Source organism: Pseudolysinimonas sp., assembly GCF_057350545.1.
In genome coordinates this window covers 1-13,332 of sequence record NZ_JBMRCP010000047.1, presented here as the reverse complement: position 1 = coordinate 13,332, position 13,332 = coordinate 1, and the positions used below count along the sequence as shown (strand labels likewise).

Genomic DNA, 13,332 nt, shown 5'->3' with positions numbered 1-13,332 from the left:
CCCGTCATTCCGGTTGGCTCCAGCCATGTGCAAAAGGACCCACTTCCGGCTGGGTCCAACCGCGCTTGGCTGGAGCCAAGTGAAGGGGGTGGAGGGTCAGTGGTCGCGGAGCATCGAGATGAGCTCCGACTTCCGCTTGCCCGAGTAGCCCGATATCCCGAGTTCCTTCGCGCGCGTGCGGAGGTCGGGCACGGTCCAGTCGTCGTAGTCGCCCGACTTCCCGCCTGTGCGGCCGACGGCGGAGCGGCCGCGCGCGGCGGCGGCGTTGGCGATGCGCGCCGACTTCTCCTTCGAGTTGCCGTCCTTCCGCAGCTCCTCGTAGAGCTCGGGGTCCTTGATCGAGTTCATCCTGTCGTTCGGCATCTAGAGCCCCTTTCCGCCCGTCACGGGCACGATCGCCCCGGACACGTACGAGTTCTCCGGGGACGCGAGGAAGACGTAGGCGTGAGCGAGTTCGGCAGGCTGCCCGGCGCGCCCGAGCGGGGTGTCCTGCCCGAAGGTCTCGACCTTGTCGGGCCACGACGTCGCCGGGATGAGCGGCGTCCAGATCGGACCTGGCGCGACGGCGTTCACGCGCACGCCCTTCGGCCCGAGCTGCTGGGCGAGGGCCTTCGTGAACGCCACCTGCGCCGCCTTCGTCATCGCGTAGTCGATGAGCTCGGGCGCCGGGTTGAACGCCTGGATCGACGACGTCGTGATGATCGACGACCCCGCCTTCAGGTGCGGGATCGCCGCCCGGGCGGTCCACATCGGCGCGAACAGGTTGGTCTCGAACACCCGCGCGATCTCCTCCGACGGGATGTTCTCGAGCCCGTCGTCGCGGTTCTTCTGATACGCGGCGTTGAGCACGAGGATGTCGAGTCCGCCCAGGTCGCCGACGACGCGCTCGATGAGCTCGTCGCACTGTTGCTCGTCACGCACGTCGCCGGGCAGCAGAAGCGCCGTGCGACCCGCCTCCTCGATCCAACGCGCGGTGTCGGCGGCGTCGTCCTCCTCCTCGGGGAGGTAGGAGATCGCGACGTCGGCCCCCTCGCGGGCGAACGCGATCGCCACGGCCCGCCCGATGCCGGAATCGCCGCCCGTGATGAGGGCGCGCATCCCGTCGAGCTTCCCGGTGCCCACGTAGGTCTTCTCGCCGTGGTCGGGCGTCGGTTCGGTCGCGCTCGTCAGTCCGGGCTGCTCCTGCTCCTGCCGGGGGAAGTCGTCGTTCGGGTACCGGGTCGTGGGGTCGCGGTCGCTCGTCGTCATGCCTCCGGTCTACGCCGAACCCGTAGCACAGTCACGGGGTTGCCGAACGTGGTGCCCCGAGCTAGCGAGTCCGGGCGATAATGGACCGGACGCTGGGAGGCCGACGTGGGCAAGATCCTCTACGGGAACATGAAGACCGAGATCGAGCTCGACGACCGCGCCATGGCCCACCTGCAGGCGGTCGTCGCGACGAAGCTCCGTCGCGGCGAGGGCTTCTTCCTCCAGTGGCGCGACGACCCCGCCGTCGGCGACGGGCGCAGCGCGGCCTGGATCGGGCCGAACGTCCCGCTGTTCTTCAAGTACTACGGCAGCAAGCCGATCGAGTTGCGCCGCGAGTGGCTCGAGGCGATGACGATGGGCGCCAACTCCAACGGCGGGCTCATGCTCGGCGACGAGCCGTCGCTCGCGACGCCGATCGCGACACAGCCGTAGGGTCTCGACACGCGCCCGAGGGCGCTACTCGACCACCGAGTCAGTCGGAGGTCGTCTTCTCGGCGCTCGTCTCGTCCTGCAGCGCCCGGGAGTCGGCGACGTCGGCCATCCGCTGGTGGGTGATCGTGCGGATGCGGCGCGCGTCGCGCTTCGGCAGCCGCACCCGTTCGGCGGCATCCGCCCCGTCGGCGATCTGCTTGAGCCGCGTGAACTCCGCGTCGAGCTCGGCACCGATCACGAGAGCCGCCTGTGTCGCGTAGATCCAGAGCAGGGCCACGATCGCCCCGCCGAGGGACCCGTACACCGCGCCGTGGTCGACGAGCCCGGCGTAGAGTGCGACGCCTCCGCTCGCGACCGTCCACACTCCGATCGCGACGAGCGAGCCGACGGTCACCCAGCGCCGATGTGGCCGCCGCACGTTGGGTGTGAACGCGTAGAGCAGGGCGATCGCGAGGAACAGACAGGCGACGATGAGCAGCCACCGCAGGATGTCCCAGGCGAGCGGTTCGCGCGGTCCCAGCAGGAGGGTGATCCCGACCGCGCCGACGGCTCCGACGAGCGCCGCGACCCCGAGCATCCGCCCGCGGAACGCCCAGATGGGGCGACCCTCCTCGACCTCGTAGACGGTGTTGACCGCCCGACCGAACGCCGTCGCGTATCCGGACAGGGTCCAGAGCCCGACCGCGATCGAGAACGCGAGTGCGAGGTAGGGGTTGTTGAGGCTGAGCAGTTCGCGCAGCGGCCCTTCGAGGTCGTGCGCGGCCTGATCCGGCAGCACGATGTCGAGCACGGCGACGAGGTCTTCGACGGCACGGTCGCGGTCGTCGAAGATCGCGAAGACCGAGACGACCCCGAGGGTCAGGGGGAACGACGCGAGGATGGCGAAGAACGTGAGCGCTGCTGCGGAGTCGATCCCACGGTGTCGCACGAAGCCGTGCCATGCCCGTCGCACCGCGAGGCGCCACGGTGTCGGGGCGCTCACTCGCGACGCTTCCGCAGGAACGCGGGCAGGACGGCCCACATGGCCGCGGTGACGGCGAGCGTGGTGCCGCCGACGACGAGGGAGATGGTGTGCCCGAGCACCACGTCGAAGATCAGGAAGACGGCGCCGCTGAGCGCGAGCCCGAGTGCGGCGAGGGCGAGACGCATGAGCAGGTTCGCCGTGAACACGAGGGCCGGCTTCGCGCCCCGGCGGAACAGCGCGCGGTGCAGAGCGACCGGTGTGATCGCGAGGATCGTCGAGGCGGCGGCCGCGCAGACGAGCGCGAGGTAGATGCCGATCTGCCCGCCGTCGAGGTCGCCGAAACGCGCCTGGAAGGGGAGGGTCAGGAGGAACGCCAGGAGGATCTGCGTTCCCGTCTGCGTCACGCGCAGCTCTTGGAGGATCTCGTCCCAGTTGCGCGACACGCGCTCTTCTTCGGTCTCGCCCAAGGGCGACTCGGGGGTCTCGCCGGTGGGGGAGGTGGGCTGCTGCGCCATGTCCCTGATCGTAGGCGCGCTTCTACACCGCTCACGGGGATTGTCAAGCCGCTCCCGTGGGCGCTAGGGGTCGCGTGAAGTGGACGCATGGGACACGACGTGCCGCGGGACGGGCCGACCGACATGACCGCCGACAACATCGCGACCGAGGATGTGCCGACACAGGACCCGGCGAACACCGAGGTTCCGGCGCACGGCGACCAGAACGAGGAGAACGAGTAATGAGCAGCATCCAGCAGAGCATCGACGTGGACGTGCCGGTGAGCGCGGTCTACAACCAGTGGACCCAGTTCGAGGACTTCCCGGAGTTCATGAGCGGGGTCGAGTCGATCACGCAGAAGGACGACGAGCACCTGCACTGGACGGTCAGCATCGGCGGCGTCGAGCGCGAGTTCGACGCCGAGATCACCGAGCAGCACCCGGACGAGCGGATCGCGTGGCGCTCCACGGAGGGACCGCAGCACGCCGGCGTGGTCACCTTCCACCGTCTGGCCGACGCCCAGACGCGCGTCACGCTGCAGATGGACTGGGAACCGGAGGGCTTCGTCGAGAAGGCCGGGGCAGTGCTGCAGATCGACGACATGCAGATCGCTCGCGACCTGCGGAAGTTCAAGGAGATCATCGAGGCGCAGGGCGCCGAGTCGGGTGCCTGGCGCGGCGACGTCGACCGTGCACCCGACGCCACCGGGCGGTAGACCCCGTAGGTCTGCACCGTCGAACACCCCGTCACTATCCTGGCGGGGTGTTCGATCATCATCAGGAGGTCTCGGGGGAGCCCGCCGACGAGGCTGAGCGTCTCGATCGAGCTCTCGACGACCGCGACTGGACGGTGCCCGCCCCGGGTTCCGTCACCTCCCGGTTCGCCGCCCCGAGCGGTGAGCTCGCCGTCGTGTCGCTCGGTGACCCACGGCATCCACGCATCGTGCTCGTCCCCGGGGTGACGGGGTCGAAAGAGGATTTCGTCCTCATGCTGCCCGTGCTCGCCGACGCCGGGTTCTTCGTGCAGACGCTCGACCTCGCGGGGCAGTACGAGTCGGGGCAGGCGGGTCCGCCGCCGGGACGCCGGTACGACTTCGAGCTCTTCACGAACGACCTGATCGCGTTCCTCGAGGGGGGCTCGCCGGCGCATCTGCTCGGCTACTCGTTCGCCGGCACGATCGCGCAGCTCGTGCTCGCGCGGCGTCCCGAGCTCGTGCGCAGCCTGACCCTCCTCGCCACGCCCCCGACTCCGGGCAACGCGTTCGCGGGGGTGCGCGGCGGGCTCGGGCCGCTGAGCTTCGTGACGACCGCCCGGATCGGCGCGGCCCTCATGCGCTGGGGGATCGTCACCAACAAGAACCACGTGCCGCCGCTGCGGCTCGAGTTCGTGCGCGCCCGTTTCGCGCTCACGAGTGCGCGGGCTCACGTCGACATCATCCGGCTCATGAAGCGCACACCCGACCTGCGCGCCGTCGTCGCCGCCTCGCCCGTCCCGAAGCTCGTCGCGGTCGGCTCGCACGACCTGTGGCCGACGCGGCTCCATGCGGCGTTCGCGGAGCGGATCGGGGCGCGGCTCGTCGTCTACCCGACGGGGCCCAGCCCGTGCGAGACGGCGCCGCACCAGTTGTCCCGCGACATGATCGCGCTCGCCGAGTCGGCGAGCTGAGCACCCCTAGGCGAGAGCCTCGCGTTCGGCGTCCCTCTCGGCGGCGAACCGCCGTCGCGCTGCGCGCCGTGCCCACGGCGAGCCCTCGGGCCAGTGCGCTCCCAGGGTCGGGAGGATCCACGACAGCCGACGGGTGAACCCCGACCAGGTGTCGAACGGCCGCGCCGAGATGCCGACCACCCATTCCCGCTCGTAGCGCACCGTCATCCACGGTGCGATATGCAAGCTCAGGTCGAGGTCGTCGTGGATGTCGGTGCGCTCACGGTGCACCTCCGGTCCGAGCTCCTCCCACACCTCGCGACGCATCGCGAAGTTGGAGCCGAAGATCGGCGGATGCCCGAGGTAGAGCGTCATCGACCAGTAGAGGCCGCCGATCCACCAGGCCTGCCCGAGCCGGTTCTTGAGCGGCCCGGCGTCGTAGAACTCCGCCCCGCCCGAGACGAGCGAGACCTCGGGATTCCGCTCGAAGATCTTCTCGGCGCCCGCGAGCCACTCGGGCGGGCAGACGGTGTCCGCGTCGATGCGCAGGATGAGATCCCCCCGGGCGGCGTCGAAGCCGGCTGCGGATGCGCGCGGGATGCCGGCGATCGGCTCCCACACCACGCGCGCCCCGCCCGCCTCGGCGACGGCGCGGGTGTCGTCGGTCGAACCGTTGTCGACGACGACGATCTCGTCGGCCGGGCGGTGCTGCGCCGCGAGCGACGCGAGGCACCGCTCGAGCATCGCCGCATCGTTGCGAGCCGGGATCACGACGGAGACGAACATCGTCGGTCAGGCTACTCTGCGGCGCGGGCCGGGCGCGCCCTCCACAGGTGCAGCGCGGCGTACGAGCGCCACGGCGCCCAGGCGGCCCGTGGCGAGGGGACGATGCCGTGGGCCCGCGCCGACTGCACGAGCACGAGGTCGGTCGCCGGGAACGCGTCGGGATGCCCGAGCGCACGCATCGCGAGGTAGTCGGCCGTCCACGACCCCACGCCGGGGAGGGCGAGGAGTCGGGCCCGCAGCTCGACGACCGGGGTGGCGGCATCCATCGGCAGCTCGCCGGCGGCGACGACCTCCGCGACCCGGCGGATCGCGGTGACGCGCGAGACGGGCCCGCGCAGCACCTCGTCGCCCCGCTCAGCGGGCTCGACGGCGGTCGGGAAGTGCCCGAAGTGCTCGACGATACGTCCGAGCACGGTGCGTGCCGCGGCGACCGAGATCTGCTGCCCGACGAGCGTGCGGAACAGCGCCTCCTCGGGGTCGGCGCTGCCCGCGATCCGGATGCCCGGCACGGCGGCGACGAGCGGGGCGAGGTCGGGGTCGCGGGCCAGGTGCCCGTCGATCGCGACGGAGTCGGCGTCGAGGTCGAACATCCGCCGGACGCGCGCCGTCAAAACGGGCAGGTCGGCGAGCGACGTGAGCTTCGCCGTGAGCAGCACGCCCGCGCCGTCGGGGGAGACCTCGATCGTCGCGGAGCCCCCGGGCAGGGTGAGCGGACGGGCGAAGCGGGTGTCGTCGCCCTCCTCGAACCCCCGGATGCCGTGGTCGGCGAAGAAGCGGAACAGTCCCGTCGCGTCGAACGGCGTCCGCGCCGGGAGGCGGAGAGCGAGGGCGCCGCCGACGTCGCGGACGGGGGTGCCGCGCCGGGCGAGGGCGCGCAGCTCGGTCGGCGTCGAGCGGTAGACCGCGGCGATCGTGTCGTTGAACTGCCGCAAGCTGCCGAATCCCGCCGCGAACGCGATGTCGGTGACCGGGAGGTCGGTGGCGGCGAGCAGAGTACGAGCGGTCTGCGCGCGGTGGGCTCGGGCGAGGGCGAGCGGACCCGCACCGAGCTCGTCGCGCAGCACCCGGCTGACGTGGCGGGTCGTGTAGCCGAGGCGGGCGGCGAGTCCGGGGACGCCCTCGCGCTCGACGACGCCGTCGTGCACGAGGCGCATCGCGCGCGACGCGAGGTCGTCGCGCATGTTCCAGTCGGGCGACCCGGGCACGGCATCCGGCTGGCACCGTTTGCACGCACGCAGCCCCGCCTCGTGGGCCGCCGCGGCGGTGCGGTAGAACGAGACGCTCGAGCGTTTCGGGGTGACCGCGGGGCAGCTCGGGCGACAGTAGATCCCCGTCGTGTGCACGCCCGCGATGAACTGCCCGTCGAACCGAGCGTCGCGCGAGGCGAGCGCGGCGTAGCGTCGCTCGAACTCGTCCATGAGCGTAAGCGTCGCACGCGCGACCGACCGCGGTCAGCGGGAATCGGACATCAGCGCTCGCGGCGTATTCTCGGAGCATGACCACCGAGGCCACCCGACCGGCGGTCCCGATCGCGGCGCTGCGAGCCGAGCTCGGCGACATCGTCCGCACCGATCCCGAGGCTCTCCACGACGCTCGAGCCGACAAGTCGGGTCACGTCTCGGCCACCGCGCCGCTCGCGGTCGTCGAAGCGCTGACGATCGCGGATGTGCAGGCCACGCTCCGGTTCGCGAGCGAGCACCGCATCCCGGTGGTCCCTCGCGGCGCGGGCACGGGCCTCGCGGGCGGCGCGATCGCGGGGGAGGGCGAACTCGTGCTCTCCACGCGTCGCATGACCCGTGTGCTCGAAGTGTCCGTCGACGACGAGCTCGCGGTCGTCGAGCCGGGTGTGCTCAACGCCGACCTCAACGACGAGCTCGCTCCCCGCGGACTGTGGTGGGCGCCCGACCCCGCGAGTCGCCGCATCGCCACCATCGGCGGCAACATCGCGACGAACGCCGGCGGTCTGCTCTGCGTGAAATACGGGGTCACGCGCGAGGCGGTGCTCGGCCTCAAGGTCGTGCTCGCCGACGGCCGGCTGCTCGAACTCGGGCACCGCACCGTGAAGGGCGTCACCGGCTACGACCTCACGGCGCTCATGGTCGGCTCCGAAGGCACCCTCGGGGTCATCGTCGAGGCGACGCTGAGACTTCTGCCGATCCCGCGCGGCACGATCGTCACGGTCAAAGCCCGGTTCGACTCCGTCGAGCAGGCCGCGCGCGCGTCGAGCGTCGTGACCGCGAGCGGCATCAAGCCGGCGATCATGGAGCTGCTCGACCCGCTCGCCGTGCGCAACATCGCCGCCCACCTCGGGATCGATCTCGGTCCGGGCGCGATCGTGCTGGCGCGCACCGACGGCGTCGCGGCGGAGGCCGAGGCAGAAGCCCTCGCCGCCGTCATGCGGTCGCTCGGCGGCGTCGTCGAGGCGACGGCCGACACCGCCGAGGGGGAGCGGCTGTTCGACATCCGCCGCGCCTTCCATCCCGCGCAGGAGGCGCTCGGCACCGTGCTCATCGAGGATGTCGCCGTGCCGCGCAGCGCGCTGCCTGCGATGTTCGCCGCGATCGAGCGCATCTCGGCGAAGTACGGGATCGAGATCCCGACCGTCGCGCACGCCGGCGACGGCAACCTGCACCCCAACTTCGTGTTCTCCGCCGACGTGGTCGACGGGCATGTCGATGTGCCCGACCACGTGTGGGCTGCCGCGGACGAGCTGTTCCTCGACTGCCTCCGGCTGGGCGGCACCCTCACGGGCGAGCACGGGGTCGGCATCCTCAAGAAGCGCTGGCTGCGCGACGAGCTCGGTGACGACTCCTTCGCTCTGCAGAAGCAGCTCAAGCACGTCTTCGACCCGCTCGGAATCCTCAATCCGGGCAAGGTCTTCTGACCGCTTAAGTGCACATTGCTTCCGGAGAACGGGGCAATGTGCAACTAACTCGACAAAACCCTGAGTCTGGGAGTGCGTCGGGAATAGCCTCCGCGCCCTGCACGTTGACCCGGGTGTATGCGTACTGACCTGATCGACTCCCGTCCCCGTCCGAACCTCGTGCCGCGGCCTACGGTCGGACGGCTCCGCCTGCGCCCGACGCGGCGCGGACGCGGCTTCATCGTCGGCGTCGTGGACGCCGTCGGGCCCGACACGAACGGCTTCGCGCCGCGCGACCGCGTCGCCTGGCGCGACAGCGGACAGCAGCTCGACGAGCTCATCCTCATCGACCAGGACGACGTCCTCGGCGTGCCCAGCTGGGTCAGCGACGAGAAGGTCGTCTCCTACCTCGGTGCCGGACTCATCGCCCGCGCCCTCGTGCGCACGCGGCCCTTCAGCCGCGGCGAGCAGGTGCGCATCGAGTCGCACGACCCGCTCGTGGCCGAGATGACCGCCGCGTGGGCGCGCTCGCTCGGCGCCCGCGTCGTCGATCCGGCGAGAGACGGCGACACGGCGCAGACGGCGCAGGTCGCCATTCAGGACGACCGGATGGCGCGGCGGCGGGGCTTGGGCAGTCACGGCCGTCTCGCGCAGGCCGCGGTCGAGGTGTTCCAGGCGATCCGTGCGGGTGTCTTCGACGAGGTCCCGCTGCTTCCTGCCACCGAGGGGCGATTGGCCGCCTGACCCCGCGCGCGACGGCCGGGTCGCGTCCTAGGCTGACGCCATGGGTTTCCTCCCCGTGCCGTCGCGCGACGAGCTCTCCTCCGACGCCGTGAGCGCGGCGAACAGGTTCCAGGACGAGCATCCCGGGCCGCTATCGGCCCTCGACTACGCGCTGCTCGGCAACGTCACGGTGTTCGAGTCGTACGCCCGCTGGTTCGACGTCAAAGAGGAGCTCGAGCCGCTCGTGGGCGAGCGCGCCGTCACCCTGTTCTCGCTCGCCCTGTCGCGCGCCGTCCCCGCCCCGTTCCCGACGGCGTTCTTCGAGGGCGAGCTGCGCGACGGCGGCGACGACCCCGACGCGCCGCAGGTCACCGAGGCCGAGGCGCTCCTGCTCGAGTGGGGCCGCGCCGTCGGCGCCGACCCGAGCCGGGTGCCTGCCGACCTCCTCGCGCGCGTCGAGGCGACCTTCAAGCCGTCGACGCGGGTCGTGCTCGCCGGCTACGCCGGACTCATGTTCGCCGTGTGCGTCTTCTCGCTGATCGCGCAACTCGACCCCGTCGCAGCTGACCCCGCCGCCCCGAGTCAGGGATGACCCGCCGGATCCACCCCGCGTGGATCGTCGCCGGAGTCGCGTTCCTCGCGCTGCTCGGTGCCGCCGGGTTCCGCAGCGCGCCGAGCGCCCTCATCGTGCCGCTCGAGGACGAGTTCGGCTGGACGCGCTCCGAGCTCTCGATCGCGGTGAGCGTCAACATCCTGCTCTACGGTCTGACCGCGCCCTTCGCGGCCGCTCTCATGGAGCGCTTCGGTGTGCGACGCGTGACGAGCGTCGCGCTGCTCGCGATCGCGGCGGGCTCCGCGCTCAGCATCTTCGTCACCGACAGCTGGATGCTGCTGCTCACCTGGGGCGTGCTCATCGGCCTGGGCACGGGGTCGATGGCGCTCGTCTTCGCCGCGATCATCGCCGACCGCTGGTTCGTGCGGAACCGGGGGCTCGTCATCGGTCTCCTGACCGCGGGGAGCGCGACGGGGCAGCTCATCTTCCTGCCGATCGTCGCCGCCCTCGCGGCCGACACCTCGTGGCGCCTCGCGTCGCTGCTCATCGCGGGCATCGCACTCGCGGTCGTGCCCGTCGTCGCGATCTTCCTGCGCAACTCGCCGGCGGAGCTGAACATCACCCCCTACGGTGCCCCGGCCGACGCCGTGCCGACGTTCCCCGAGCGGAGCGACGTCAACCCGGCTCTGCGCGCGCTGCAGGTGCTGCGCCGCGCCGCGAAGGTGCGCACGTTCTGGGCGCTCGCCGCGGGGTTCGCGATCTGCGGGGCGACGACGAACGGACTCATCGGCACGCACTTCATCCCCGCCGCCCACGACCACGGGATGCTCGAGGTCGCCGCCGCCGGGCTGCTCGCCGTCGTGGGCATCTTCGACGTCGTCGGCACGATCGCCTCCGGCTGGCTCACCGACCGGGTGAATCCGCGCATCCTGCTCGCGATCTACTACGCCGGACGCGGCGTCTCGCTGCTGCTGCTGCCGTTCCTGCTGTCGGCGACGGTGCAGCCGCCGATCATCCTCTTCGTCGTGATCTACGGCCTCGACTGGGTCGCGACGGTGCCGCCGACCGCGGCACTGTGCCGCGAGCTCTTCGGCAAGGACGGCGCCGTCGTCTACGGGTGGGTCTTCGCGGCCCACCAGGTCGGCGCCTCGATCGCCGCGATCGCCGCCGGCGTGCTGCGCGACACCGCCGGCGAGTACACCTGGGCGTGGTTCGGAGCCGCCGGACTCTGCATCGTCGCCGCCGTCGTGAGCGTCGGGATCACCCGCCGCAGACAGGAGCTCCCCGCATGATCGACGCGCTGCCGAACGACAGCCTCCTGGTCGGACTCCTCGTCGCCGGGATCGCCGTCGTCGTGCTCCAGGTGAGCGACGCGGTGGGCGCGCTCGTCGACGCCGCGACGGTGCGCGACAGCGACGAGCCGGATGCCCTCACCCGGCGTCGCGGACGCGAGCTGTTCTGGACGATCGCCCTCACCGCCGTGCTCGCCGTGCTCGTCGCCTACGGTGTCGATCGGGCGGCGCGTCTCGCCTGGGGTCCCGGCACGCTCGTGCTGCTGCTCACGACCCTTGCGGCCTTCGGCGTCGGCTGCGTCGGCGTGCTCGCCGTGCTGCGGCGGGAACGCCCCACCTACGCCCGCCTGCGCCGCGACCTGCGCGACCGCTCCACCTTCACCGTCGACGCCGACGAGCTCGCGGGCTTCGAGCTGCGCCTCGAACGTGCCGACCGCCTCCGCACGCGTCGCCCCCGAGCCGCCCTCGTGCTCCGCGTCGTCGGCCTGCTCGTCGTGTCGGCGGCGGCCGTGCTCGCCGTGGTCGACGTCCCCGCGCTGCTCGTGCCGGCGATCGCCGCCGCCGCGGTGCACGTCGTCGCGTTCGTCGTCGCCCTGCGCGCGGCCGCCGTGCGTCGCGAACGCCTCGAGGAGGTGCTCGAGGCGCAGCGGGTCGAGGTGGTGGCGATGCTCGAGCGCGCGCGCATCCCGCAGCGGGGCAGCGTTCCCGGGCTCCGGGATCGGGTCACCCGGGCGCTCGCGATCCTGCGCGAGAAGCAGCGCTGATCCTCGATAGATTGTCAGGCATGGCGCAGGCGACCCCCGAGAACACCGAGACCCCCGAGAACCCCGGGACCGTCCCGACGACCCCGGGCGACATCGCCGCGGCGGGGGCCAGCGCCTCGCAGGCGACCCCGACGGTCTCGGCCCACGTGGCATCGACCACGACCGTGCAACTTCCTCAGGAGGCGCCCGCCGAGGTGAGGGCGGCGACCCAGGCGACGCCGCAGGACATCTTCGACCTCGACCCGCGTTGGCGTCCCGGACTGCGGTGGACCCTCATCGTCGCCTCGGTCATCGTGATCATCTCGGTGCTCGCGATCGCGGGCTACTTCCTCTACTTCCTCGGGGGCGGGCTCACCTTCATCGGCGGCATCCTCGCCCTCGTCCCGCTCGTCATCGTGCTGCTCGGTGTGCGCTGGATCGACCGCTGGGAGCCCGAGCCGCGGCTGCTGCAGCTGCTCGGCGTGCTCTGGGGCGCCGGCGCGTCGATCGGTGTCGCCGTCACCTTCGACTACGGACTGTCGATGCTCTACGCGGCGGCCGGGATCGGCGAGAACTACTCGATCCTGCTGCAGGTCGCCGTGCAGGCCCCGATCGTCGAGGAGTTCGCGAAGGGCTTCGGCCTGCTGCTCATCTACCTGTTCGCGCGTCGCTACTTCGACGGCCCGGTCGACGGCATCGTCTACGCCGCGCTCATCGGCGGCGGGTTCGCGTTCACCGAGAACATCCAGTACTTCGCCCTGCAGATCAACGAGTCGGGCGGCCTCGACCGCTCGGTCGCCGAGATCTTCTTCATCCGCGGTCTGCTCTCCCCGTTCGCCCACGTCATGTTCACGGCGTTCACCGGCTTCTTCATCGGGCTCGCGGCACGCAAGGGAACCGCGCTCGGCGGCATCGGCTTCTTCCTCATCGGGGTGATCCCGGCGATCTTCCTGCACATGTTCTGGAACGGCATCCTGTTCTTCATCTACGACTTCTACGCGTACTACCTGGTCGTGCAGGTGCCGCTGTTCGCCATCGCGGTGCTGATCGTGGTGCTGCTGCGCCGACGTGAGGCGAAGATGACGCAGCTGCGGCTCGGCGAGTACGCGGCCGCGGGCTGGTTCAACCAGTCGGAGGTCAACACGCTCGGCACCGCCGCCGGCCGCCGTCAGGCGCTCGCCTGGGCGCGTCAGCGGGGCATGAAGGCCGTCATGAAGGAGTACATCAAGGATGCGACGCACCTCGCGTTCACGCGCAACCGCATCGTGTCGGGGCGCGACCGCATCGGGTCGCAGCAGGACGAGGCGCTGCTGCTCGCGCAGGTGACCGAGTCGCGCAGCCGCCTGGCGGCCGCCACCCCCGTGGTGCGCGCCGCCGCCCCGACGGCGACACCTCCGGCTCCGCCCGCGACGCCCACGGCGCCCGTGAGCTGACGGCCGGCCGGGCGGCTAGCTGTACTGAGCCGTCACGTTGGTGACACGCGGCTGGCTGGGGTTTGCCCGTGGGCGGTGTGGATGCGTCGAGTGTTGTAGTGCTCGAGGAACGGGTCAAGGGCGTCGGCTCGAGCCGTGTTCGAGGTGAAGGGCTGC

Annotated in this window: 16 protein-coding genes and 1 pseudogene; 10 read left to right on the top strand and 7 right to left on the bottom strand. The window is 71.3% G+C overall.

Annotated elements, in window-relative coordinates; genetic code table 11:
- Positions 1 to 96 precede the first annotated feature (96 nt).
- Both ACO1X9_RS06590 and ACO1X9_RS06585 read right to left on the bottom strand, forming a co-directional pair.
- A complete protein-coding gene (locus ACO1X9_RS06590; protein WP_486350020.1) occupies positions 97 to 363 on the bottom strand; it encodes a DUF7218 family protein in 267 nt (88 codons plus the stop codon).
- Positions 364 to 1,248, bottom strand: a complete 885-nt coding sequence (locus ACO1X9_RS06585) for an SDR family oxidoreductase (RefSeq protein WP_486350019.1) — start codon at positions 1,246 to 1,248, stop codon at positions 364 to 366.
- Positions 1,249 to 1,353: 105 nt separating this feature from the next.
- Between ACO1X9_RS06585 and ACO1X9_RS06580 the strand changes: the two genes are divergently transcribed.
- Complete coding sequence (locus ACO1X9_RS06580; RefSeq protein ID WP_486350018.1) at positions 1,354 to 1,680, top strand: DUF7882 family protein; 327 nt, start codon at positions 1,354 to 1,356, stop codon at positions 1,678 to 1,680.
- Positions 1,681 to 1,720: 40 nt separating this feature from the next.
- Here ACO1X9_RS06580 and ACO1X9_RS06575 read toward each other — a convergent pair whose 3' ends face one another.
- Together ACO1X9_RS06575 and ACO1X9_RS06570 are read right to left on the bottom strand one after the other, a co-directional pair.
- Positions 1,721 to 2,662: a YihY/virulence factor BrkB family protein gene (locus tag ACO1X9_RS06575; protein WP_486350017.1), complete on the bottom strand. Its 942-nt coding sequence runs from the start codon at positions 2,660 to 2,662 to the stop codon at positions 1,721 to 1,723.
- Positions 2,659 to 3,159, bottom strand: coding sequence for a DUF6328 family protein (locus tag ACO1X9_RS06570; protein ID WP_486350016.1), 501 nt, complete (start codon positions 3,157 to 3,159; stop codon positions 2,659 to 2,661). The genes ACO1X9_RS06575 and ACO1X9_RS06570 overlap by 4 nt, the downstream gene beginning before the upstream one ends.
- Positions 3,160 to 3,246: 87 nt before the next feature.
- Between ACO1X9_RS06570 and ACO1X9_RS06565 the strand changes: the two genes are divergently transcribed.
- Genes ACO1X9_RS06565 through ACO1X9_RS06555 form a run of 3 tightly spaced genes read left to right on the top strand, consistent with a single transcriptional unit; the run spans position 3,247 to position 4,804 of the window.
- The gene (locus tag ACO1X9_RS06565) at positions 3,247 to 3,381 is read left to right on the top strand and encodes a hypothetical protein (protein ID WP_486350015.1); all 135 of its coding nucleotides are present in this window, start codon (positions 3,247 to 3,249) and stop codon (positions 3,379 to 3,381) included.
- Positions 3,381 to 3,854, top strand: a complete 474-nt coding sequence (locus ACO1X9_RS06560) for an SRPBCC family protein (protein WP_486350014.1) — start codon at positions 3,381 to 3,383, stop codon at positions 3,852 to 3,854. Before ACO1X9_RS06565 ends, ACO1X9_RS06560 begins: the two co-directional genes overlap by 1 nt.
- A gap of 47 nt (positions 3,855 to 3,901) precedes the next feature.
- Entirely contained in the window at positions 3,902 to 4,804 is a 903-nt protein-coding gene (locus tag ACO1X9_RS06555; RefSeq protein ID WP_486350013.1) for an alpha/beta fold hydrolase, read from the top strand.
- A 6-nt stretch (positions 4,805 to 4,810) separates the two neighbouring features.
- Here ACO1X9_RS06555 and ACO1X9_RS06550 read toward each other — a convergent pair whose 3' ends face one another.
- Both ACO1X9_RS06550 and ACO1X9_RS06545 read right to left on the bottom strand, forming a co-directional pair.
- A complete protein-coding gene (locus ACO1X9_RS06550) occupies positions 4,811 to 5,569 on the bottom strand; it encodes a glycosyltransferase family 2 protein (protein WP_486350012.1) in 759 nt (252 codons plus the stop codon).
- Positions 5,570 to 5,580: 11 nt separating this feature from the next.
- Positions 5,581 to 6,987: an AlkA N-terminal domain-containing protein gene (locus tag ACO1X9_RS06545; protein ID WP_486350011.1), complete on the bottom strand. Its 1,407-nt coding sequence runs from the start codon at positions 6,985 to 6,987 to the stop codon at positions 5,581 to 5,583.
- Between the two features lie 77 nt (positions 6,988 to 7,064).
- On the opposite strand from ACO1X9_RS06545, the gene ACO1X9_RS06540 reads away from it, so the two are divergent.
- The 6 genes from ACO1X9_RS06540 (at position 7,065) to ACO1X9_RS06515 (ending at position 13,176) form a co-directional block, all read left to right on the top strand.
- Positions 7,065 to 8,453, top strand: coding sequence for an FAD-binding oxidoreductase (locus tag ACO1X9_RS06540; RefSeq protein WP_486350010.1), 1,389 nt, complete (start codon positions 7,065 to 7,067; stop codon positions 8,451 to 8,453).
- Positions 8,454 to 8,612: 159 nt separating this feature from the next.
- Positions 8,613 to 9,176 (top strand): hypothetical protein, encoded by a 564-nt coding sequence (locus tag ACO1X9_RS06535; RefSeq protein WP_486350009.1) that lies wholly within the window; start codon positions 8,613 to 8,615, stop codon positions 9,174 to 9,176.
- A 40-nt stretch (positions 9,177 to 9,216) separates the two neighbouring features.
- Positions 9,217 to 9,747 (top strand): hypothetical protein, encoded by a 531-nt coding sequence (locus ACO1X9_RS06530; RefSeq protein WP_486350008.1) that lies wholly within the window; start codon positions 9,217 to 9,219, stop codon positions 9,745 to 9,747.
- Positions 9,744 to 11,000 carry an MFS transporter gene (locus tag ACO1X9_RS06525; RefSeq protein ID WP_486350007.1) on the top strand — a complete coding sequence of 419 codons (1,257 nt, stop codon included), beginning with the start codon at positions 9,744 to 9,746 and terminating at the stop codon, positions 10,998 to 11,000. Before ACO1X9_RS06530 ends, ACO1X9_RS06525 begins: the two co-directional genes overlap by 4 nt.
- Positions 10,997 to 11,764, top strand: coding sequence for a hypothetical protein (locus ACO1X9_RS06520; RefSeq protein WP_486350006.1), 768 nt, complete (start codon positions 10,997 to 10,999; stop codon positions 11,762 to 11,764). Before ACO1X9_RS06525 ends, ACO1X9_RS06520 begins: the two co-directional genes overlap by 4 nt.
- Positions 11,765 to 11,784: 20 nt before the next feature.
- Positions 11,785 to 13,176 carry a PrsW family intramembrane metalloprotease gene (locus ACO1X9_RS06515; protein WP_486350005.1) on the top strand — a complete coding sequence of 464 codons (1,392 nt, stop codon included), beginning with the start codon at positions 11,785 to 11,787 and terminating at the stop codon, positions 13,174 to 13,176.
- A gap of 32 nt (positions 13,177 to 13,208) precedes the next feature.
- Here the strand turns inward: ACO1X9_RS06515 and ACO1X9_RS06510 are convergent.
- Positions 13,209 to 13,332 (bottom strand): annotated as a pseudogene (locus tag ACO1X9_RS06510) (IS481 family transposase); the annotation flags it as partial.

Excerpts from the sequence above, each read along its gene's own strand:
- ACO1X9_RS06590 (WP_486350020.1), bottom strand. The coding sequence starts at position 363 with ATGCCGAACGACAGGATGAACTCGATCAAGGACCCCGAGCTCTACGAG.
- ACO1X9_RS06585 (WP_486350019.1), bottom strand. The coding sequence starts at position 1,248 with ATGACGACGAGCGACCGCGACCCCACGACCCGGTACCCGAACGACGAC.
- ACO1X9_RS06570 (WP_486350016.1), bottom strand. The coding sequence starts at position 3,159 with ATGGCGCAGCAGCCCACCTCCCCCACCGGCGAGACCCCCGAGTCGCCC.
- ACO1X9_RS06565 (WP_486350015.1), top strand. The coding sequence starts at position 3,247 with ATGGGACACGACGTGCCGCGGGACGGGCCGACCGACATGACCGCCGAC.
- ACO1X9_RS06560 (WP_486350014.1), top strand. The coding sequence starts at position 3,381 with ATGAGCAGCATCCAGCAGAGCATCGACGTGGACGTGCCGGTGAGCGCG.
- ACO1X9_RS06550 (WP_486350012.1), bottom strand. The coding sequence starts at position 5,569 with ATGTTCGTCTCCGTCGTGATCCCGGCTCGCAACGATGCGGCGATGCTC.
- ACO1X9_RS06545 (WP_486350011.1), bottom strand. The coding sequence starts at position 6,987 with ATGGACGAGTTCGAGCGACGCTACGCCGCGCTCGCCTCGCGCGACGCT.
- ACO1X9_RS06540 (WP_486350010.1), top strand. The coding sequence starts at position 7,065 with ATGACCACCGAGGCCACCCGACCGGCGGTCCCGATCGCGGCGCTGCGA.
- ACO1X9_RS06530 (WP_486350008.1), top strand. The coding sequence starts at position 9,217 with ATGGGTTTCCTCCCCGTGCCGTCGCGCGACGAGCTCTCCTCCGACGCC.
- ACO1X9_RS06525 (WP_486350007.1), top strand. The coding sequence starts at position 9,744 with ATGACCCGCCGGATCCACCCCGCGTGGATCGTCGCCGGAGTCGCGTTC.
- ACO1X9_RS06520 (WP_486350006.1), top strand. The coding sequence starts at position 10,997 with ATGATCGACGCGCTGCCGAACGACAGCCTCCTGGTCGGACTCCTCGTC.
- ACO1X9_RS06515 (WP_486350005.1), top strand. The coding sequence starts at position 11,785 with ATGGCGCAGGCGACCCCCGAGAACACCGAGACCCCCGAGAACCCCGGG.